The 21,386-nt window shown below is 69.4% G+C and carries 17 protein-coding genes and 1 pseudogene; 10 read left to right on the top strand and 8 right to left on the bottom strand.

The genetic code is table 11. The features are described from left to right. Window positions 1–3: 3 nt before the first annotated feature. The 4 genes from ABZ818_RS31090 to ABZ818_RS31075 are packed head-to-tail and all read right to left on the bottom strand — an operon-like array spanning window position 4 to window position 3,434. Entirely contained in the window at window positions 4–927 is a 924-nt protein-coding gene (locus ABZ818_RS31090; protein WP_361421905.1) for a LysR family transcriptional regulator, read from the bottom strand. 10 nt (window positions 928–937) lie between these two features. Next, window positions 938–2,080 carry an FAD-dependent oxidoreductase gene (locus tag ABZ818_RS31085; protein WP_361421902.1) on the bottom strand — a complete coding sequence of 381 codons (1,143 nt, stop codon included), beginning with the start codon at window positions 2,078–2,080 and terminating at the stop codon, window positions 938–940. Next, window positions 2,077–2,265, bottom strand: a complete 189-nt coding sequence (locus tag ABZ818_RS31080) for a ferredoxin (protein WP_361421899.1) — start codon at window positions 2,263–2,265, stop codon at window positions 2,077–2,079. The genes ABZ818_RS31085 and ABZ818_RS31080 overlap by 4 nt, the downstream gene beginning before the upstream one ends. Then, window positions 2,262–3,434: a cytochrome P450 gene (locus ABZ818_RS31075; protein ID WP_361421896.1), complete on the bottom strand. Its 1,173-nt coding sequence runs from the start codon at window positions 3,432–3,434 to the stop codon at window positions 2,262–2,264. The genes ABZ818_RS31080 and ABZ818_RS31075 overlap by 4 nt, the downstream gene beginning before the upstream one ends. A 247-nt stretch (window positions 3,435–3,681) precedes the next feature. Between ABZ818_RS31075 and ABZ818_RS31070 the strand changes: the two genes are divergently transcribed. From ABZ818_RS31070 to ABZ818_RS31030, 9 genes and pseudogenes are all read left to right on the top strand, one after another. Beyond that, window positions 3,682–4,656 (top strand): phosphotriesterase, encoded by a 975-nt coding sequence (locus ABZ818_RS31070; protein ID WP_361421893.1) that lies wholly within the window; start codon window positions 3,682–3,684, stop codon window positions 4,654–4,656. 49 nt (window positions 4,657–4,705) lie between these two features. Continuing rightward, a complete protein-coding gene (locus ABZ818_RS31065) occupies window positions 4,706–5,662 on the top strand; it encodes a phosphotriesterase (RefSeq protein WP_361421890.1) in 957 nt (318 codons plus the stop codon). Window positions 5,663–5,675: 13 nt separating this feature from the next. After that, on the top strand, window positions 5,676–6,788 hold the full coding sequence (locus tag ABZ818_RS31060) for an NAD(P)/FAD-dependent oxidoreductase (protein WP_361421887.1): 1,113 nt from the start codon (window positions 5,676–5,678) through the stop codon (window positions 6,786–6,788). Window positions 6,789–6,792: 4 nt separating this feature from the next. After that, the gene (locus ABZ818_RS31055; protein ID WP_361421884.1) at window positions 6,793–7,716 is read left to right on the top strand and encodes an alpha/beta hydrolase; all 924 of its coding nucleotides are present in this window, start codon (window positions 6,793–6,795) and stop codon (window positions 7,714–7,716) included. A gap of 34 nt (window positions 7,717–7,750) precedes the next feature. Then, window positions 7,751–8,692, top strand: a complete 942-nt coding sequence (locus ABZ818_RS31050; protein ID WP_361421881.1) for an MBL fold metallo-hydrolase — start codon at window positions 7,751–7,753, stop codon at window positions 8,690–8,692. Between the two features lie 18 nt (window positions 8,693–8,710). Next, window positions 8,711–10,495, top strand: coding sequence for a CocE/NonD family hydrolase (locus ABZ818_RS31045; RefSeq protein ID WP_361421878.1), 1,785 nt, complete (start codon window positions 8,711–8,713; stop codon window positions 10,493–10,495). 796 nt (window positions 10,496–11,291) lie between these two features. Continuing rightward, window positions 11,292–12,029, top strand: a complete 738-nt coding sequence (locus ABZ818_RS31040; RefSeq protein ID WP_361421875.1) for a TRIC cation channel family protein — start codon at window positions 11,292–11,294, stop codon at window positions 12,027–12,029. 221 nt (window positions 12,030–12,250) lie between these two features. Further along, window positions 12,251–12,637: pseudogene (locus ABZ818_RS31035) on the top strand (M20/M25/M40 family metallo-hydrolase); the annotation flags it as partial. A 10-nt stretch (window positions 12,638–12,647) separates the two neighbouring features. Next, window positions 12,648–13,268 carry a peptidase dimerization domain-containing protein gene (locus tag ABZ818_RS31030; RefSeq protein ID WP_361421872.1) on the top strand — a complete coding sequence of 207 codons (621 nt, stop codon included), beginning with the start codon at window positions 12,648–12,650 and terminating at the stop codon, window positions 13,266–13,268. 220 nt (window positions 13,269–13,488) lie between these two features. Here the strand turns inward: ABZ818_RS31030 and ABZ818_RS31025 are convergent, their stop codons facing one another. The 3 genes from ABZ818_RS31025 to ABZ818_RS31015 all read right to left on the bottom strand — a co-directional run bounded on the left by ABZ818_RS31025 (window position 13,489) and on the right by ABZ818_RS31015 (window position 17,603). After that, on the bottom strand, window positions 13,489–14,817 hold the full coding sequence (locus tag ABZ818_RS31025; RefSeq protein ID WP_361421869.1) for an enolase C-terminal domain-like protein: 1,329 nt from the start codon (window positions 14,815–14,817) through the stop codon (window positions 13,489–13,491). Window positions 14,818–15,264: 447 nt separating this feature from the next. Next, window positions 15,265–16,602: a gluconate:H+ symporter gene (locus ABZ818_RS31020; RefSeq protein WP_361421866.1), complete on the bottom strand. Its 1,338-nt coding sequence runs from the start codon at window positions 16,600–16,602 to the stop codon at window positions 15,265–15,267. A 62-nt stretch (window positions 16,603–16,664) separates the two neighbouring features. Then, window positions 16,665–17,603 (bottom strand): 5-dehydro-4-deoxyglucarate dehydratase, encoded by a 939-nt coding sequence (locus ABZ818_RS31015; RefSeq protein WP_361421863.1) that lies wholly within the window; start codon window positions 17,601–17,603, stop codon window positions 16,665–16,667. A 117-nt stretch (window positions 17,604–17,720) separates the two neighbouring features. Here ABZ818_RS31015 and ABZ818_RS31010 point away from each other — a divergent pair, with 117 nt between their 5' ends. Next, the gene (locus ABZ818_RS31010) at window positions 17,721–18,521 is read left to right on the top strand and encodes an IclR family transcriptional regulator (protein ID WP_361421860.1); all 801 of its coding nucleotides are present in this window, start codon (window positions 17,721–17,723) and stop codon (window positions 18,519–18,521) included. 270 nt (window positions 18,522–18,791) lie between these two features. Here ABZ818_RS31010 and betT read toward each other — a convergent pair whose 3' ends face one another. Further along, entirely contained in the window at window positions 18,792–21,068 is a 2,277-nt protein-coding gene (gene betT / locus ABZ818_RS31005; RefSeq protein WP_361421857.1) for a choline BCCT transporter BetT, read from the bottom strand. Window positions 21,069–21,386: the final 318 nt, after the last annotated feature.

The raw sequence follows: 21,386 nt of genomic DNA, 5'->3' as shown, positions 1-21,386 counted from the left end.
GGGTCAGAGCCCCGCCGCGACGTCGAAGAGCAGCGCCCGGAGCCATTCGATGAAGTGCTGATCGGCCAGCCGGGGGTTCCAGACCATGTCGATCCCGAGTCCGGGAAGCAAGAAGGGGAACTCCTCGATCCGCAGGTCGGCGAGCGTGCGCATGGCGGCGGCGACCTGGTAGCGCAGGAGAGCGATGCCGCCGGCGCGGGCGACCAGGAAGGGCACCAGCAGGAAGTCGGAGCTCAGCTGGCCCACCCGGTAGGGGATGCCCTTGTCCTCCAGCACGGAGTAGGGAAAGACCCGCCGGTCGGTGTCGACGACGACGTGCGGCTGCGTCGTCAGGAGCTCGAGCGCGTCGGCGTCCGGTGGGGTGTCCGGGGACGCCACCACCACACAGCGGTCGTTGTACAGGCGCTCACGCGGATACGGCGAGAAGTGCCCCTCGGAGATCAGCACGACGTCGACGCCCTGATCGGTGAACGTCGCCTCGGTCGGCACCGTGATCGTCCGCAATCGCAGCGTGGCGTGCGGAGCGCGCTCGGTGACGAGCCGGGTCAGCCGGGGCCCCACGACGAACGCCGTGCTGTTCGTCATGGCGACCGTGATGACCCGCCGGTCCGTCGCGGGGTCGAAGACGGGGAAGTTCACGATGCGTGCCGTCTGCTGCAGGGCGCTGCGCAGCGGCCCCACCAACTCCAGTGCGCGCGGGGTCAGCGTGACCCCGCTCCCTTGCCGGACGACGAGGTCGTCCCCCAGCATGCGCCGCATTCTCGCCAGGGCGTGGCTCATGGCCGGCTGGGACAGACCGACCCGCTCCGCGGCCCTGGTCACCGAACGCTCCTCGAGGAGCGCGAGGAGGGGCACCAGCAGGTTCAGGTTGACCGAGGCCAGCCGGTCCAGGCCCGAACCCGTGGTGCCCCGTTCCTCTGTGCTCATGCGCCGAACCCTATGTGGCCGCCCGGGTCATCCGGCGCAGCCGGGGGATCGGGATCCGGTGGTTGAGCGCCACGGCGTCACCGGTGCCGTCCCCGTGCGACCAGCGCATCAGCGCCGGACCGCCGCCGGGCCCTCCGTCGACGTACTCCGGCTCCCCTTCCACCGGCAGGTTGCCCACCGCCTTCAGACTCAGTCCGAACTGCTCCGTCCAGAAGTACGGCTGGAACTGCAAAGGCGGAGCCTCGTCGCCGCGGACGAGTGCCCGCGCCGCGACCTTCGCCTGCTCGACCGCGCTGCTCCACAGAGGGATGCGGCGCAGGCCCTGCGGGGTGGGGAAGGCCGCGAGATCGCCGACAGCCGCCACGTCGGGGCGGACGAGACCGCGCTCGTCGACCGGGATGGCGCCCTCGGCGGTGAGCCCCGAGTCGGCGAGCCACTCCGTGTTGGGAATGTCGCCGGCGGCGGTCAGGATCACCTCGGCCTCGAGAACCCCGCCCTCGTCGAGGACGACCCGGGTGCTTCCGTCGCGCCCCTCGAGCCGGGCCGCCGCGGTCTCCACGATGGTGAGCCCCTGGCCCAGCGCGGCCTTGACGAACACGTCGGCGAGATACGGGCCGAGCTGGAGAATCAGCGGCGCGCCCTGGGAGACGAGCGTGACCTTGCAGCCGCCGGCCAGACATCCGGACGCGATCTCCATGCCGAGTGGGCCGCCGCCCACCACGACGACCGACGGCCCGGCCGCCAGCCGGCCGCGCAGGGACAGCGCGTCGTCGAGCCCGCGCAGGGTGACTTCCCCGGGCAGATCGGAGAGACATCGCGCCCGGGAACCGGTGGCCAGAACGACGCGGTCGTACGGCAGCGCCGTACCGTCGTCGAGCGAGACGAGCCGGCGGTCGAGGTCGAGGCCGGTCGCCCGCACGCCGAGCAGCTCGCGCGCCCCGTGGCCGGCCGGCGGCAGCTCGTGCGACGACATGTCGTCACCATCGAGCAGGAGCGCCTTGGACAGGGCCGGGCGGCTGTATGCCGGGTGCCGTTCGTCGCCGACGATGGTCAGCTCGCCGTCGAAACCGGCCTCGCGGAGGGTCTCGGCCGCGGTGAGCCCGGCGATCCCGTTGCCGACGACGACGACGCGCTTCAGGGTGCCGGTGCTCATACGACCCTCAGCGCCGCGACCGGACACACACGGACGGCGGCGTTCGCCAGGGCGGCGTCGGCCTCGTCGACCTCCTCGCGGTCCAGGACCAGTTCGCCCTCGTCGTCGAGGTGCATGAGCTGCGGCGCGGCCTCCTCGCACAGGCCGTGGCCCTCACAACGTGGGCGGTCAACGACGATCTTCATACGGGGATCACCTCCAGGACGGGGAGCTCCTCGATGCTCCGGGTGGTGTTGCTGGGGACGCGGACCTCGGGTCCGGCGACGAGGCGCTCGACACGCCGGGAGAGCGCCTCGATCACGGCATGGGCCTCCAGGCGGGCGAGCCCCTGGCCGGCGCAGCCGTGCGGGCCGTAGCCGAACGACAGGTGGTCGACCGGATTGCGCTCGACGAGGAAGGCGTCCGCGTTCTCGTAGTGCCGGGGGTCGCGGTTGCCGGCGCCGAACAGGATCGCGACCTGTGCGCCCGCCGGGACGACCGCCCCTTCGATCGTGACGTCCTTCGTGACGCGCCGGCCCCAGGCGTGGACGGGAGCCCAGAAGCGCAGCACCTCGTTGAACGCCGCGGGGACCAGCGACGGGTTCTCGCGGACCAGGGCGAGCTGGTCGGGATGCCGGGCGAAGAGGGCGACGATGTTTCCGATCGCCGCGATGGTGGTGTCGACGCCGGCCCCGAGGTACTGGTGGACGATGTGGCCGGCCGTGTCCGCCGGGATGGCGCCGCGCGCCTCGGCCTCGAAGATGCCGCGGCCCACGGACCCTTCCGCGAGGTCGTCGGCCTTGACCTGGGAGCACCAGGCGTAGAGCTCGCCGGCGATGGGGAAGTTCTCGGCCGTGCGCTGGTTCATGGGGCCGAGGACCTGCATGGCGGCCTGTCCCCAGCGGAGCATGTTGTCGCGCACGTGACCGGTGAAGCCGATCAGGTCCGCGACGACCTCCAGCGGGAAGGCCCGGGCGAGCGCGTCGATGGCCTCGAAGGAGCCCTTCTCGACGAGCTCGGCGACGAGGGCGTTCGCCTTCGTCTCGATCCCGGCCTTGAGACCGCGCAGCGCACGCGGGGAGAGGTTCTCGGTGAGCGTGGCGCGCAGTTGGGTGTGCACGGGCGGGTCGGACGCGAGCGAGGTGCCGGTGAGCGCCTCGTTGGCCATCGGATTGAAGGCGATCGCGGTCGAGGAGAACGACTCCCAGTCGGCGAGGGCGCCGCGGACGACGTCGTACCGCGTCAGCGCGTAGACGTCGTTCTCCGGGAGGTGGACGACGGGGCCCCGTTCCCGGAGTTCGGTGTAGACGGGGTAGGGATCGAGGACGACTTCGTCGGCGAAGAGGTCGACGTCGGAGGTAGGCGGGGTGCTCATGCCCCACAGTGAAGTGTCCGACCCCATATCGAACAAGTGAATGATTTACATGCCCCCGCATGCATGCCGTGCATGTGTCATGCACTCGACAGTGCCCGCGTAAGGAGGAGCAGGTCACGTTCGCGCAACCCTTGGCGAATTGTTTTTCCGTGGCGTTCATTTCCTTGACGACGTGTAAAGCGAATGGCTACCGTGACCGAAGCCACAAGGTGCGCAGGCACCCCACACCGGACATGTGAGGCAAGGCATGAGCGTCGAAAGCAACACCGTGAACACCGTCCTGGGCCCGGTGCCGGCCGCCGAGCTGGGTGTCGTCTCGGTCCATGAGGCGCTGCTGTCGGTGGTGCCCGGCGCCGAGCACGCCTTCGACATCACCATCGACCGCGCCGAGATCTTCGAGACCCTCGCCGCGAAGCTGAAGGACTTCCGCGCCCACGGCGGCGGCACGATCGTCGACAGCACCGGCATGTTCCATGGCCGGGACGTCCGGCTGTACGAGACCCTCGCCCGCACGACCGGCGTGCACATCGTCGCGTCGACGGGTCAGGGACCCGAGGAGTTGCTCGGCGGTTACTTCCTCACGCCGCAGACCAACCCGCCGACGCCGTGGCCGGCCGAGAAGTTCGCCGACCTCTTCACCAAGGAGGTCACCGAGGGCATGGTGGTCCCGCGAGTGGAGCGCCGCGGCGCGGCGGGCCTGGTGGCCACCACCGCGACCCGCGAGGGCATGACCGCGACCGACGAGAGCCTGTTCCGGGGTGCGGCCCGGACCGCTCTGCGCACCGGCGTCGCGGTCTCCATCCGCTACGGGAGCGACGCCCTGCACGACCTGGACGTCGTCCTGGACGAGAAGCTGGCGGCCGACCGTGTCGTCGTCGGCGGACTCGACCGCAAGGACGCCGTCGCCGCCGGAGCACCCCTGGAGGTCGCCCGGCGAGGCGCCTACGTCGCCCTCGACCACGTCGGCGTGGAGGACGGGGAACACATCACCGACGCCGAGCGTGCCGCTCTGGTCGCCGACCTGGTGAAGGCCGGCTTCGCCGACCGGATCCTGCTGTCGAGCAGCGCGACCGGCGTGGCGAAGGGACACTCCGGCAACGACCTGCCGTACAGCCATGTCCTGACCACCTTCGTCCCGCTCCTGAAGACACAGGATCTCAGCGACGAGGACGCGCGGCGGATTCTCGTGGAGAACCCGCGCGACCTGCTGTCGGTGCGCTGAGCGCGCCGGCACGAACGACCATCAAGTCTCTTACTCAAAGGTGAGTGTTGTGTCGAGAGTGAACACGGTCCTGGGCCAGGTCCCGGCCGAGGAACTGGGACTCGTGGCCGTCCACGAGCACATCGGGTACGGCATGCCCGGCTCCGAACTGGACACCAAGTGGTGGAAGACCCCCGAGCAGCGGTACGAGGAGACCGTCCCGAAGCTGCGCGCGTTCCATGAGTACGGCGGCGGCACCTTCGTCGACGCGACCGGCATCTGCAACGGCCGTGACGTCGACTACTACAAGTCGCTGTCCGCGAAGACCGGCGTCCACATCGTCGCCTGCACCGGCTTCGTCGGCGGCGACACCGCCCTGCCGCACTTCGCGAACGCCGACGTGGACTACCTGATGCGGCAGTTCGTCCACGAGATCACCGTCGGCATCGGCAGCACCGGCGGCCTCGCCGGTGTCATCAAGGTCGGTGTCAGCCGCGGCGGCCGCATGACGGACCTGGACAAGCGGATCTACCGCGCCGCGGCCCGCGCCTCGCTCACCACGGGCGTGCCGATCCTGACCCACCTCGCGATCGACGCCGAGAACGCGATCGCCATCTTCGACGAGGAGGGCCTGCCGCTGGACCGCGTCCTGTTCGGGCACGTCGACGACGGCGTGAACGCCGACAAGACGCGCGACGTCTGGATCGCGGAGAAGGGCGGCCGCATCGGCTTCGACACCTTCGGCTACGAGACCGAGCTGCCCGACCCGCCGTTCTGGGCCCGACCCCGCAAGGAGCGGCTGGACCACTTCCTGCGGTTCATCGACGGGGGCCGGCGGCTGAAGCAGGTCCTCGCCTCCGCCGACGCCAACTGCAGCCCGCTGGGCTGGCCGGGCGTCAAGGGCCACACCGTCAACTACATCTTCGAGGACCTCATCCCGGACCTCCGCGCCGCCGGTCTCGACGAGGCCGCCATCAAGACGATCTTCGTCGACAACCCCGCCGACTTCCTCACCCTTCAGAAGTAAAGAGAGAACCACCATGCAGTCCTCAGACCTGAAGAACCTGAAGATCGCCATCGTCGGAGCGGGGTACGGCGGCGCGGCGGCGGCCAAGGCCCTGAGCCTGCTCGGCGCCGCGGTCGACGTCTACGAGCAGGCCAACCAGATCCGGGAGGTGGGCGCCGGTATCGGTCTGCGTCCCGTCACCATGAACCGGTTCCGCCAGTGGGGGATCTTCGACGCGATCGCGAAGGTGACCTCGCCGAGCGAGTACTTCGAGATCCTCACGGCCACCGGCGACCCGATCATGAAAGAGACATGGCCGGCCGACGGCGAGCAGACCCATACCCACCTGATCCACCGCGGCGACTTCATCGACGCGCTCCTGGGCGTCCTCCCCGAGGGCATGGTGCACCTCGGCCACAAGCTCGAGAGCATCGAGGACAAGGGGGACAGCTCCGTCCTCACCTTCGCGGGCGGCAAGACCGTCGAGGCCGACCTAGTCGTCGGCGCCGACGGCATCAAGTCGGTGGTGCGGGGGCAGTTGTTCGGCGAGAAGGGCCCGGTGTTCTCGGGCGAGCACGCCTACCGCGCGGTCATCCCCGTCGACGCCGCCCACGGGATGGTCGTCGACGACAACCTCCGGATGTACATCGGCAAGGGCACGAAGATCTACCTGCTGCCGCTGCGCCACCGGGGTCAGGTGTCGTTCGACATCACCGCCCTGTGCCCGGACGGCACCTGGAACCCGCAGGTCACGAAGGACGACATGCTGAAGACGGTGGAGGGCTTCGACGAGCGCCTCGTGAGCATCACGCGCGACCTCGACATGGACACCGTGAACATCCGCGCCGTCTACGACATCGACCCGGTCGACACGTGGCACTCGGACTCCGTCGTCCTCGTCGGCGACGCGGCCCACTCGATGCTGCACCACCAGGGCCAGGGCGCCAACTCGGCCATCGAGGACGGCGGCGCGCTCGCCGACGCCCTGCGGCAGGCGGACTCCGTGAAGGAGGCGCTGGCCCTGTACCAGGCCACCCGCAAGCCGGTGACCGACGAGCTGCAGCGCATCTCGCGCCAGGGGTGGACCGAGGACGAGATCAGCGACGTCTTCCCCGGCCAGAAGCCCGCCGCTGCCGGGCAGGAGTGACACCATGACGCTGCATCCCGAGATCGCCACATTCATCGCGAGCCTGCCCGCCCCGCCCGAGGGCCCGCTCGACCCGGTCGCCATGCGTGCCGCGGACGAGGCGCACGTCGCCCCCCTGGAGGAGCGCCTGCCGCTCCACGCGGTCGACGACGTGACGGCGAAGACGGCCGCCGGCGAGGTACCGGTACGGATCTACACCCCCGTCGAGGCCGGCAGCTACGGCGTGCTGGTCTACTTCCACGGCGGCGCGTTCTTCCTCGGCAGCCTGGAGACCCACGACCACGTCGCGCGCTCACTGGCCAAGGAGACCGGACTCAAGGTCGTCTCCGTCGGCTACCGCCTGGCACCCGAGGCGGCCTTCCCGGCCGGTCTCGACGACTGCTACGCGGTCGTGCGCTGGGCCGCCGAGGAGCATACGGGCCTGGCCTGGGACGGTACGACCCTCGCCGTCGCCGGTGACAGCTCCGGCGGCACCTTCGCCGCCGCGGTCGCCGCCAGGGCGCACGACGACGGCTTCGACCGGATCACCCACCAGATCCTCTACTATCCCTCGCTCGACCTGGACTTCGACGTCGACCGCTACCCGTCGCTGCGGGAGAACGCGGTGGGCTACGGCCTGGAGACGGCGGGGCTGAAGCCCTTCAACGCCTTCTACCTCGACAGCGGAGCCGACCCCGCAGACCCCCTGGTGTCGCCGATCAAGCGGACCGACCTCACCGGTCTGCCGCCCGCACTCGTCGTCACCGCCGAGCACGACCCGATGCGCGACGAGGGCGAGCTGTACGGCGAGCGGCTGCGCGAAGCCGGAGTGGAAGCGACGGTGAGCCGGTACGAGGGAGCAGGCCACGGGTTCGTCCAGCACTTCTCCTGGATCCCGGAGTACCACGCGGCCTTCACGCAGACACGCGACTTCCTCGGCCGCAGCTGACCGGCCGGCCCGTGCACGAGCGGAGTAGGAAAGCATGACGCACCCAGTCACCGTCCACCCCCTGGTCTCGCCCTGGGGCCGGTTCGGTCTCTACAGCTTCTTCATCGACGCACCCGAGCCGGCGATCGTGGACACCGGCATCGCCTCGTCGCCCGCCGAAGGGATGGCTCCCGCGCTCGAGGCCATCGGACGCCGCATCGAGGACGTGCGCTGGATCCTGCTGACCCACGGTCACATCGACCACGTCGGCGGAGCGCACGCCCTGTGGGAGCTCACCGGGCGGCGCGCCCAGGTGGTCATCCACGAGGCCGACGCACCGATGCTCCGCTCGCGCCGGGCCCACGTCGAGGAGTACCTCGCGGGACGGGGCCGGTACCTGGACGACCCCGAGGGCGAGGCGAAGGTGACGGCCGCCACGGAGGCCGTCATCTCCGGCGAGATGGAGCCCTCCCTGCTGGTCAAGGGCGGCGAGACCCTCTCCCTCGGCGGTGATGTCACCGTGTCGGTGCATTCCGTACCGGGCCACACACCCGGATCGGTCGCCTACGTCGTCGACGGACAGCGCTCGGTGTTCACCGGAGACGCCGTCCAGGTCCACGGGGCGGCGAACGGCTTCCCGGGTTACACGGACCCGGTCGCCTACCGCGCCGGCCTGGAGTACCTGCGGGACGAGATCCGCCCGCGGCACCTCTACCTGGGGCACCCCTACCGCCGCGTCGACGGCACACCGTACGGCGTCGAGCTCGACGAGGCGCAGGCCCGGGAGGCCATCACCCAGAGCCTGGACATCGAGGCCCGTGTCGCCGCGGCCGCCTGCGGATGCCTGGAGGCGGGCCTGCGGGAGACGGATTCGCCGTACTCCCCGTTCGCCCGCGCCGCCGAGGAGCTCGGCTACACCGGGGACCCCGCGCTCGAGCCGTCGCCGTTCTTCACCTCCATGGCCGGCTACCGCACGCACCTCGAACAGAACGCGTAACACAGGAGCTTCACACCCATGACTGACCTTCACACGATCCGCGCGGGCGAGCAGTCGATCGCCGTCCGCAAGGATCTCCAGGTGCCGATGCGCGACGGCGTCACGCTGGTGGCCGACGCGTACAGCGGTGTGGACGACACACCGCGGCCCGCGCTGGTGGCCCTGAGCCCGTACGGCAAGGAGCTCCAGGCCCTGGCCCTGACGACCCCGCCGCAGCGCCGGCCGAGCCCCATGTGGGACGGCTGCATCGAGGCCGGCGACATCGCGCGCGTCGTTCAGGAGGGCTACGTCCACGTCATCGGCGACCTGCGCGGCTCCGGCGCCTCCGAGGGCGAGCACATCGGCAACTACAACGCCGGTGGCGTCTCGCTCGGCCAGGACGCGTACGACTTCATCGAGTGGGTCGCCGCGCAGCCGTGGTGCGACGGCAACGTCGGCATGATCGGCATCTCCTACTTCGGCTCGATGCAGGTGCTGGCGGCGGCCGAGCGTCCGCCGAGCCTCAAGGCCATCTTCGTCAGCGGCGGCCACTACGACTTCTACGAGACCACCTACCACGGCGGCGTCATGTGGTTCATGCCGCGCGCCGCCCGTGAAGGGCGCGGCGGCGACTCCGGCTGGGCCTTCACCGACGGCGTCAAGTCCCGCATGCTCGAGACCTACTCGCCCGAAGAGATCAAGAAGCGGGTCGCCGAGCGCCTGCAGGACCCGGACGTGGCCGCCTGGCCCAACCTGGTCCACGTGCTGAACTACCCGAAGAACCACGAGGCCTGGTTCGACATCGTGATGAACGAGGTCGACGGCGAGTGGTACGAGGAGCGCAACCCCGTCACCCTGGCGCCGAACATCGACATCCCGGTCTGGCTCCAGATCGACCAGGGCCGCGGCTGGACGATGGACGGCACCATCGAGGTCTTCAACCGCCTCAAGGGCCCCAAGAAGCTGGACATCGGCCCGTACCCGCCCATGCAGTCGCGCCCCTTCATCGAAGAGCACGACAAGATGTTCCGCTGGTACGACTACTGGATCAAGGGCGTCGACAACGGGATCATGGACGAGCCCGCCGTCACCGTGCACGTCGAGGGCTCACGTCAGTACGTCACCGGGGCCCAGTGGCCGCCGAAGGACGTGGAGCACAAGCCGCTCTACCTCCGCCCGCGCCACAAGCTCTCCTTCGAGCCCGAGCCCATGGGCGCCGAGCACGCCGTCCCCGACGGCTTCTACCAGGCGCCGCTCACGGTCACCGACAAGGTGGAGATGCTCAGCTGGAGCACCGAGCCGTTCACCGGGCCCACCGAGATGATCGGCCAGGGCGCGGCGCACCTCTTCGCGGAGATCGACCAGCCCGACACCAACTTCATCCTGCGCATGTGGGACGAGGCTCCGGGCGGCAAGCGACAGCTCATCACGACCGCCTACCTCAAGGCCTCCCACCGTGAGCTCGACGAGGGGCGCACCACCGAGGGCGACCCCTACCACCCGCACACCCGTGCGGTGCCGGTCGAGCCGGGGAAGATCGAGGAGTACGTGCTGCGCGTCTATCCGTTCGCGGCGACGTTCCTGCCGGGCCACAAGCTGGTCGTGGAGCTCGCCAACGACGAGCCGCTGGCCGACGCGCACAACGCGCTGCTGCCGCCGGACGCCTTCCACCTGCCGGTGGGCCGCCCCGTCACCCACAAGATCTACCGCGACGCCGCACACCCCTCCCGGCTCGTGCTGCCGTTCACGACGGTCACAGCGCCGGACGCGACGCGATCGGGCTCTGCGCGCAACGAAGACGGAGACCGGCGCAGCGGCTTCTGACGAGCCCGACGCCGACCGGGGGACCGCCGTACCCCCGGCGTCCGGTCTCGTCTTTCCGCCTGGCCGGGGTCCGGACCTTCGCGCTCCCAGGCGCGCCGTCCCGGCCGCCGGCCAAGCAGCGGTCCGCCATGCCGGATCCCGGCGGTCGGCCGATCCGGTCCGCAGTGGACCGGCCGCTGCGTCAGGCAGCCGAACCATCACCGACCCGACTGTCGCCGCGTGACCACCCAGCGCCGACGGACCTCGACAACTCGCTCGCCTTGAACCAGCTTCCATCCTGGCGCGGAACGGCTCGCTGAGGCCCTTCGCCATGCACCACCCCGGCCCGCGTGCGCCGCGGGCATCCGATCCCGCACCCACCCGTGTCTTCTGCGCCCACGCGGCCGTGACCTCAGGCGATCCGACCTGCCGGCCGCGTGTCGTCGCGGAACGTCACCGGTAGCCTCCGAGGACGCCGCGGGCTTCAGCCGGGGGATGAATCGGCCTCCTGCGGAGCAGGGCAGGGAACGGGGTTTCGCCCAAAAGGCGAAATGCCGCCCAGACGGTCGGGTAGGCTGACTGTCGTGCGTTGCGAGAGCCAAGCACGCGCAACTCCTTTGTCTTGATGGGTAACCGGGCAGGTTCCGTCCCGGCTGGTGCTGAGAGCGTCAGACTCGTTCGCTCGCTGAGCGAATGAGCTGCTTGAGCCAGGAATCCCCCTGCTTCAGCTGGGGGAGGGTTCAATGTCCCCGGCCGTCTGCCCGTGCCGTGGAGACACCGAGTCACTAGGCTCGTCATCGTGTCCACCGTGTGTGTGATGTCGGCTTCCCTGATCCCCTCCGGAATCGCGGTCGCGACGCGCTATCTCGACCTTGCCGGTGTCTTCTCGTGCGCGCTGCTGGGGGGCGCCGTGGCCCGCACGGTCGGCCTGGACCTCTTCGGGTTCCTGGTGGTGGGCATCATCTCCGGTCTGGGCGGAGGCATGATCAGGGACGTGCTGCTGCAGCACGGCACACCGGTCGCGCTGACCGACTACGCCTACCTGCCGACCGCCGTCGCCGGTTCCGTGGTGGTCTTCCTCATCAAGATCAGCGAGGCGTCCTGGACCCGGCTTTTCACCGCCCTCGACGCCGCCGTCCTCGGGTTCTGGGCGGTCACCGGGGTCAACAAGACGCTCGCCGCGGGGCTGGGATGGCTTCCGGCCATCCTCCTGGGCACCGTGACCGCCGTCGGCGGCGGCGCCCTGCGCGATGTCGTCCTCGGCCGGGTGCCGGCTGTCTTCGGGGGCAACGGTCTGTACGCCACCGTCGCCGTCGCGGTCGCCGGAGTCACGGTGATCTGCGTGTACCTCGGCGTGCCGGCGGTCGGCGCCGGCCTGGGCATCACACTGGCCCTGGCCTTCCGGCTCACTGCTGTGCGGCTCGGCTGGAACCTGCCCAACAGCCTGGACTGGCAGCCCCGGTCCATGACGGCCGCGACGCGGCGGCACGGCACCGGCACTGCCGCCCGAAACGGGAAAGAAGAGCAGTCCCACCCGCGCAAGGAGACGTCGTGACCGACCGAAACCGCGCAGTGCTGTCCGGCCTCGCCGGTATCCGCTCCGATCTTGAGGACCTTTACCGGGATCTGCACAGGCATCCCGAACTCGGCCTGCGGGAGCACCGCACGGCGAAGAAGGCGTCCGACGCTCTGCGGGATCTCGGGTACGAGGTCATCGACGGCATCGGCGGCACGGGCGTGATCGGCGTGCCGGCCAACGGCGACGGACCTCCTGTCATGGCCCGCGCGGACATGGACGCCCTCCCGGTACGCGAGCAAACCGGTCTGCCCTACGCCTCCACCGTGACCCTGACGGGTCCCGACGGCACCGAGCAGCCGGTCATGCACGCCTGCGGGCACGATGTGCACGTGACCGCTCTGATCGGCTGCGCACAGCTGATGGCGCAGGCCACGGACGCCTGGCGCGGTACCTTCGTGGCGCTCTTCCAGCCCTCGGAGGAGAACGGCGACGGCGCCCGTGCCATGATCGACGATGGTCTCACGGCAAGGGCGCCCCGGCCCGACGTGGTACTCGCCCAGCACGTCCTGCCCTATCCGGCAGGCTACGTCGGCACCCGTCCGGGATCGTTCCTGTCGGCCGCGGACAGCCTGCGGCCGAGGAGCCCACGGCTCCATGCCCCAGGCCGCGGTCGACCCCGTGGTGATGGCCGCCATGATCGTCGTGCGCCTGCAGACCATCGTCTCCCGGGAACTCGCCGCCACCACCCCTGCCGTCGTCACCGTGGGCAGTATCCACGCCGGCACCGGTCCCAACGTCATCCCCGACAGCGCCGTCGTCGAGCTCAACGTCCGTACCTACGACGATGCCACGCGCGGCCAGGTCCTGAAGGCGATCGAGCGCATCGTCCGGACCGAGAGCGAGGCGTCCGGGTCGCCGAAGGCACCCGAGATCGAGCGAACGGCCGCCTTCCCGCCCACCGTCAACGACGAGGAAGCGACCCGGCGCGTCGCCGAGGCGTTCGCCGCCCACTTCGGCGACGACGCACACACCATCGACCTGCAGACCGCCAGCGAGGACATGAGCGAGATCCCCAAAGCGTTCGGCACGCCGTTCACCTATTGGGGCATCGGTGGCATCGACGCCGAGCTGTATGCCGAGGCCGCCAAGAAGGGCACCATCGCCCAGGACGTCCCGGTCAACCACAGCCCTGCCTTCGCCCCCGTCGTCCAACCGACCCTGGACACCGGCGTCAGCGCCATGACGGTGGCTGCCCTCGCCTGGCTCGGCGGCTGACGTGAACTCGGCACTTCCAGCGAGCCGCGGCTGAGGCGACCGCTACCTGTCACCGCGTCGGCCCTGCGGTCCCGGAGCGTGGTGCGTAGAAGGCCGGAGGAGACGCACAGCACCGCCGATGCCTCTCTGTTGGCACCAGCCAGCGCGGCTAGGTGACGCCACATCACCCGCCCGAGCGACCCACGCGATGACCAACGAAACGTCGAAAGTGGAGAGTCCGTCACCGCACCAGGCAGGGGCGTTTGCTGTCGAAGGCCCAGTCCTTTACCAGGTAGCGCATCCCGGCGGCGTCGTCACGGCCCGACAGCCGCTTCTCCAGGTAGAGCTGGTGGGCGGCGAGCAGCCTGTCCACGTCGAGCTCGATACCGAGTCCGGGTGTGTCGTCGACAGCGATCTCCCCGTCGGTGATCTGCGGGGGCCGGACCGTGAGGCGTTCCATGCCCTCCTGCCAGATCCAGTGAGTGTCCAGCGCGTTGTAGTCACCGGGGACGGCGGCTCCACAGTGCGCCATCATGGCGAGTGAGATGTCGAAGTGGTTGTTGGAGTGGCACCCCCAGGTCATGCCTGTGTCGTGGCACAGCTGGGCCACCCGCACCGACCCCTGCATGGTCCAGAAGTGAGGGTCCGCGAGAGGGATGTCGACCGACCGCAGCGCCAGTGCGTGGGTGAGCTGGCGCCAGTCGGTCGCGATCATGTTGGTCGCGGTGGGCAGTCCGGTGGCCCGGCGGAACTCCGCGAGGATCTCCCGGCCCGAGTAGCCGCCCTCGGCTCCGCAGGGATCCTCGGCGTAGGCGAGCGTGCCGGCCAGTGGCCTGCACAGCTCGACGGCTTCGCGCAGGGACCAGGCCCCGTTGGGGTCGAGGGTGATCCGCGCGTCGGGGAAGCGTTCTTTCAGTGCCTGTATCGCCTTGACCTCCTCAACGCCCGGCAGGACGCCGCCCTTGAGCTTGAAGTCGCAAAAGCCGTAGCGCGCGTACGTCGCCTCGGCCTGCCGGACGATCGCCTCCGGAGTCAGCGCCTCCTGGCGGCGGATCCGGTACCACTCCACGGTGGAGCCCTCTTCACGGATGTAGTCCAGATCGGTCCGATCGGGGTCGCCGACGTAGAAGAGGTAGCCCAGGACCCGTACGGAGTCGCGCTGCCGGGCGGCGCCGAGCAGCGCGGCGACGGGGACCTCCAGATGCCTGCCCAGCAGGTCCAGCAGCGCCGATTCGACGGCCGTGACGACATGCACGGCGGTGCGCAGGTCGAAGGTCTGCTCGCCCCGTCCGCGATCGTCACGTCCGCCGAATCTCTCCCCCACGGACCGCAGGACGCGTTTGTAGTCGCCCAGCCGTGCGCCGACGACGAGGGACTCGGCTTCACGCAGCGTCCGGGTGATCTCCACACCGCCCGGAACCTCGCCCAGTCCCGTCCGGCCGTCCGAGTCCTCGAGGACGAGGACGTTACGGGTGAAGTACGGAGCGTGCGCGCCGGAGAGGTTCAGCAGCATGGAGTCACGGCCTGCCACCGGGTACACGGAGAAGCGGGTGACGACAGGCTGGCTCATCTGATCTCCTGCGAGGAAACCCCGTCCTTCAGGGCGGGGAGGAATCGGACCCCTGCGGAGCAGGGCAGGGAAAGGCGAATCGCCGTCAGGGCGATTCGTCGTCGACCGCCCACGGCCCCCGGGTGGGGTGCTAGGTTTCGGGTGTCCGGTCGGCGATAACCAAGCTGACCGGGCCTACCGCCGGGCTGGCGGGATGTCAGGTCTGTGGAGCTGGCGTAAGACCGATGACTGGTACACCAGTCCTCGCCGTTGGTTCGGGTCGGCTGCTGTCGATGAAGCAGAAAGATTAACCCGTGAGGGTTGAATCCCCCTGCTTCAGCTGGGGGAGAGGTCAAGAGGTGAATCCTTCGTTGCTTGCTAGGGGGTTGGGCGTGGGGGAGACTGCCGCGCGGGCGGGGCGCCGCTCGTGGAGTGCCGCGGCGCCCGCTCACGGGTGAGGGCGTCCACTCACAGGTTGAGGACGTCCAGGACACGTTCCATGGCCAGGACGCCGCCCAGGCCGAGGATCGCGAGGACGGTCGTGTAGGTGGTACGGACCTTGATCGCGTCGATGACCGACAGGTTGAAGTACTCCTTGAACATCCAGAAGCCCGGGTCGTTGACGTGCGAGAAGGCGATCGAGCCGCAGGAGACGGCGAGCACCATGATTTCGGCGTGGATCCCGCTGCCCGCGACCAGCGGCAGCGCGACACCGGACGCCGTGACGACGGCGACCGTCGCCGAGCCGAGCGCCACCCTGAGGATCACGGCGATGAGCCAGGCCAGGATGATCGGCGAGACGGACCAGCCCGAGGTCGCCTGCTTGATGTAGTCCGAGATGCCGCCGTCCACGAGGACCTGTTTGAAGGCGCCGCCGGCCCCGATCACCAGCAGGATCATCGCCATTGCCTGCGCCGCTCCCCGGCACGAGGCACTGACCTCCTCCAGGCTCCGGCCGATGCGTGGTCCGAAGGCCCAGACCGCGACGAGCAGCGTCAGCAGCAGCGCGATCGGCGCCGAGCCGACGAAGTTGATGAAGTGCATCACCGCGGTGTCCGCCGAGGTGACCATGTCGGTCACCGCCGCGCCCGCGATCAGTACCACGGGCAGGAGGGCGACCGACAGCGACCAGGCGGTGCTCGGCATCTCCTCCTCTTCGAAGGTGCGGTCGCTCACCAGGCCCGTGGGCACGGACGGGTTCATCGCCCGGACGAACGGCAGCCTCGGCCATACCAGGGCGATGAGCGCGCCGGCCGGGACGGCGATGAACAGGCCGTAGAACAAGGTCAGTCCGACCGAGGCGTGGAAGGTCGCGGCCACCGCGGTCGGGCCCGGGTGCGGGGGCAGGAAGCTGTGCATGGTGGACAGCGCGATGGACATCGGCAGTCCGACCCAGAGCAGGTTCGAGCGGGTGACCCGCACGAGCGTGAAGGCGACGGGCACGATGATGACGAAGGCGACCTCGTAGAACATCGTGACGCCGATGAGCATGGCCGTCAGCACCATGGCTACCTGCACCCAGCGCGGACCGCAGACGGCGAGCAGTTTGGTCGCTATGCGCTGGGCGGCGCCCGAGTCCCCCATGACGCGGCCGACCATCGCGCCGAGCCCGATGGTGAGCATCGTGTCGCCGATCTGGCCGCCGATGCCCTTGGAGAGGATGTCCGGGATGTCCGCGACCGGGATCCCTCGGACCAGGGCAACGCCGACGGCCACGAGGAGGAGGGAGGCGAAGCCGTTCAGTCTGAGCTTCGTCATGAGGAAGAGCAGGACCAGAACGCTGATCCCGACGACGACAAGTGGCATGAATCAGTTCTCCTTTGAACTGTGCTGTCGGCTGTCTTCCGGCTGTTGGGCTTCCGCCCGGGTCAGTGCTCGGCGCCGACCAGGTCCAGACCGTGGTCCAGGAGATCGCGGAGGGCGGCGAGGTCGTCCGGGCCGGGGTCGGTGAGCGGGGCGCGTACGGGGCCCACGGGCAGTCCGCGCAGCCGGGCCGCCGCCTTGACCAGCGAGACGGCGTAACCGGGCCTGCGGTCGCGCAGTTCGACGAGCGGGAGGTAGAAGCCGCGCAGCAACTCGTCCATCCGGTCCGCATCGTTCTTGTGAAAGGCCTCGAAGAAGGCGCGTGCGATGTCCGGGGCGAAGGCGTGGACGGCCGACGAATAGGCGCGCACGCCCATACCGGCGTACGCACGGGCCTGGACCTCGGCCGTGGCGGCGCCGTTGAAGAAGAGGAAGTCGTCGGGCGCGGCCAGGGTGAGTCGCTGCAGGCGGTCGAGGTCGCTGTGACCGTCCTTCAGACCGATGAGGGTCGGGATCCGGGCGATGTCGCGCAGGCTGTCGGCGGTGAAGGCGACCTGGTCGCGCTGGTAGGCGATCAGGGGCAACCGGGTGCCGTCGGCGATCCTGCGCAGCTGTTCTACGAGGCCGTCCTGGGGTGCCTGGATCAGATAGTGCGGGAGGACGAGCGCGGCATCCGCGCCCGCGTCCTCCGCGATCCGCGCAAACCGCAGTGCCTGGGCCCAGCCGTAACCGATGCCCGCGACGACCGGAAGGCGTCCGCGTGCCACGTCGACCGCGACGGTGATGACCGTGCGGTACTCGTCCTCGTCCAGGGCTGTGAACTCGCCCGTCCCGCAGGCGGGGAAGACCGCGCCCGGGCCGGCCGCGAGTTGCCGTTCGAGGTAGGCACGGTAGGCGCCGGGATCCAGGTCGCCGTTGCGCTGAAAACTCGTCAGGGGGAAGGACAGCACACCCCGCCCCATCCCCTCACCGAGACGCCGCACGACGTCCGCGATCTCCCTCATATCCACCCCACTAGAAAGCATCTTCAAATGAAGACGGCGTCTACGTATGAAGACGGAGGCTAGGTACATGGGCAGTTGAGGTCAAGGGCTCTGCACCGACGGGCTTAGGATCGCGACATGGCGCAGAGTGGGGGCGTACCCGAAGTGAAGTCAGCGGTCCGAACCGTCGCACTGCTGGAACTGCTGGCCGCGAGGGGTGACCGCCCGGCGCGGCTGCGCGAGCTTTCCGAGGAACTGGGTGTGCCCCGCAGCAGTATGTACGCACTGCTCCAGACCCTCGTCGAGCACGGCTGGGTCCGCACCGACACCACCGGATCCCTGTACGGCATCGGCATCCGGGCGCTGCTGACCGGCACCAGCTACTTGGACAGCGACAAGCGCGTTCGCCTGGTCCGCCCTTATCTCGACGAGGCGTCGGACGCCCTGGGCGAAACCATCCACCTGGCCCGGCTGGACGGCGCGGACGTCGTCTACCTGGCGACCAGGGAATCCCACGAGTACCTGCGGACGATCAGCAGGGTCGGCCGCCGGGTCCCCGCACACGTCGGCGCCCTGGGCAAGGCCCTGCTCGCCGAGCGCCCGGACGACGAACTCCCGCTGCCTGAAGACCCGTTGCCGGCCTCCACTCCGAACACTCTCACCACCCGGACGTCACTGCTGGCCGACCTGGCCGAGGTGCGGGAACGTGGCTACTCCATCGACCACGAGGAAACCGTCACCGGCATCACCGGCTTCGGATTCGCCCTGCGCTACGACACCCCTGCCACCGACGCCATCAGCTGCTCGGTGCCGACCTCCCGCCTCACCGACGAACACGAACACCGCATCGTCGCCGTCATGCGCGAGGTCCGCACAAAGATCGAGACTGTCCTGCCTCTACCGTCCCGTGACATCGACTGGCGTGAACCGCACCGATGAGCGAGCGGCAGGCCCCAGAGCGTCCACGATCCTGCGGTCCGCCGCCCGCTGGTTCTTGGCACATGTCCCGATGGGGTAGCCGTCCCAGGCGATGTCGGTGGCCTTTTCCTGACCAAGAACGGGGCCGCGGCGACGTGGACGGGCCTGGGTAGCGTTTGGTTGACCCGCTCCTGGCCCAGCGTCCACGCCCGCGTTTCTGAGTGATGGCGTGGTGAAGCGGTAGGGCTGTGAAGCGGGTGGCGCGGGCACCGGCGTCTGGTGGAACGGCGCCTACGGCTTCGGCCCGATGCCTGCTGTATTCGCACCCGTGTCGTCTTGCGGCTCCGCGGGCTCCGCCACCGAGATGGCGCCCGTGGTGGTCACGATCGGCGGCGTGAGCACCGAGGCGTAGTCGTGCTCGGCGGAGTAGGTGAGGAAGCCCAGGTGCGCCTCGTAGCGGTCCAGGACGTCGTTGATCACCTGTTGGTGGGACAGGCCCATGAGGTCGTAGCCCTCGGAGCCGGTCTGGGTGAACACCTCGACCCGGTAGTAGACGTCCGTCTGGCGGGACACGCGTCCGCCGAACATCGGCACCGGGGCCTCGACGGCCTGCACCTGGTAGTGGAAGTTGCGGTGCTCGGGGATCGTGACCACCAGCGCGTGGCTGGAGATGCCGGTGTGCTCGTTCGGGATCAGGTCCAGCGTGGCCTGGTAGCCGTGCTTCGCGAATTCGGGGGCCACGTCGGCCAGCGCCGGCTGCACGGTGCGCTCCATGAACTGGGCCACCTGCTTCTTCGAGGGGTAGGAGCGCATCCTCTCCAGCCGCTGGCGCCAGGTGCGCTCGGGCACGTGGCCGCCGTGCGCCGCCGTCGACTGGCGGCGCAGGACCTGGCCCTCGCGCTCGGCCCGCTCCATGCGCAGGACCTTGGAGAAGGAGGCCATCACCAGCCAGGCGATGAACGTCACCGGCAGGGCGAAAATGAGCGTCGCGTACTCCATGGTGGTGACCCCGCCGGCCACCAGCATCGCGATGGTCAGCACCGCGGTGAGTACCGCCCAGAAGATGCGCAGCCACTTCGCCCCGTCCTGCGACGGGTTGGGGATCGAGGAGGAGAAGTTGGACATCACCATGGCGCCGGAGTTGGCGCTGGTGAGGTAGAACAGCAATCCGGACAGCGTGCCGAGGCCGATCAGGAAGCCGGCGCCGGGGAACATCTTCAGCAGTGCGAACCAGCCCTCCTCCGGGCTGTGCATGGCCAGCTGGGCGAACTTCGTGTTCCCGTGCAGGACCTGGTACATGGCGCTGTTGCCGAAGATGCTCACGATCAGGAAGTCGCAGAGCACTGGGGCGGTGATGGCGGCGATGACGAACTCGCGCAGCGTCCGGCCGCGGGAGATGCGGGCGAGGAACAGGCCCACGAACGGGCCCCAGGCCAGCCAGAACGCCCAGAAGAACAGGGTCCAGCCGGCCATCCACTTGGAGCCCCCCTCCTGGTAGGCGAAGGTCTGCAGGGTTCGGTCCGGCAGCGAGAAGATGAACCGGCCGATGTTTTCCACCAGCGCGTTGAGCAGGAACGCCGACTTTCCGGTCACCAGGATGTAGAGCAGCATGGCCGCCGCGCTCCAGATGTTCAGCTCGGAGATCAGCCGGATCCCCTTGTTCACGCCCGAGGTGCAGGCGGCGATGGTCATGATCACGGCCACGACCACCAGCGCGATCTGCAGGGACAGGCCCGCCTGGAGGCCGAACAGCGAGGCGAAGCCGACGTCCAGCAGCACGACGCCGATGCCCATGGAGGTGGCGACGCCGAAGACGGTACCGACCAGGGTGACGATGTCGATGGTGTCGCCGATCCCGCCGCGGACGCGCTTGCCGAGCAGGGGGTACAGGGCGGCTCGGATGGACAGCGGCATGCCCCAGCGGTAGGCGAAGTAGCCCATGGCCATGCCGAGCAGCGAGTACATGGACCAGCCGGCCACGCCGTAGTGGAACATGGTCCAGACCACGGCGTCCTGGGCGGCCGCGCCCGTCTGGCCCTCGCCCGCCGGCGGAGCCATGTACTGGGTGATGGGTCCGGTGACGGAGTAGAAGAGCATGTCGATGCCCACGCCGGCGGCGAACAGCATGGCCACCCAGGTGAAGAGCTTGTACTGCGGCCGGGAGTGGTCGGGGCCGAGCCGGACGGAGCCCTCCTTGGACAGCGCGACCCAGAGGACGAACACGATCACCACGGTGACGGTCAGGACGTAGAACCAGCCGAGGTTCTCCGCGATCCAGGCCACTATGGTCTGCATGGTGCCGGCGGCGTGCGCGGGCACGAGCATGGCCCAGACGGAGAAGGCGACGATGATGGCCGAGGCGACGACGAAGACGCGCCGGTTAACCCTGGGGCCGGGCTCCTCGACGAGTTCCGCGGGGGCCTTGCTGAGCTTCTGGCTGGAGACAGGAGGACGGTTCTCGGCCTCCGGGCCGTGGCGCCGCCGTTCGGTGCCGCCGAGGTGGCGGCGTTCGATCGGGGCCTTCGGCGGCTCGCCCCCGCGGCGGGACGTGTCTGCGGCTTCGGGCATACGGTCCTCCTCCTGTCGGAGACGAGTTTGGGCGGGCGTCGGCGTGGGCGGACGTCCGCGGCCTCGATCCGAAGGGATGGGGGAGGCCGTGCATAGTGGGCACCCTGTCCTGGGGCCTGCTTAACAATGTTAGAACGCCTAACAAAATGATCTCCGTGAACCGCTTCGGGTTTGGCGGAGATCTCAGATGTTGGTTGTGACCTGGGCTTTCGTGGTGCTGGTCGGCTTCGTATTCGGCGGGCGGGGTGTGCCCTATCTCACCGTGGAGCCGGGTGTGGTTGTACCAGTCGGTCCATTCTGTGGTGGCCGGCTCGACCT

Source organism: Streptomyces sp. NPDC047453 (genome assembly GCF_040643155.1).
GTDB lineage: Bacteria > Actinomycetota > Actinomycetes > Streptomycetales > Streptomycetaceae > Streptomyces.
The sequence above is the reverse complement of the archived record's forward strand: the minus strand, read 5'-3'. Positions and strand labels throughout refer to the sequence as shown.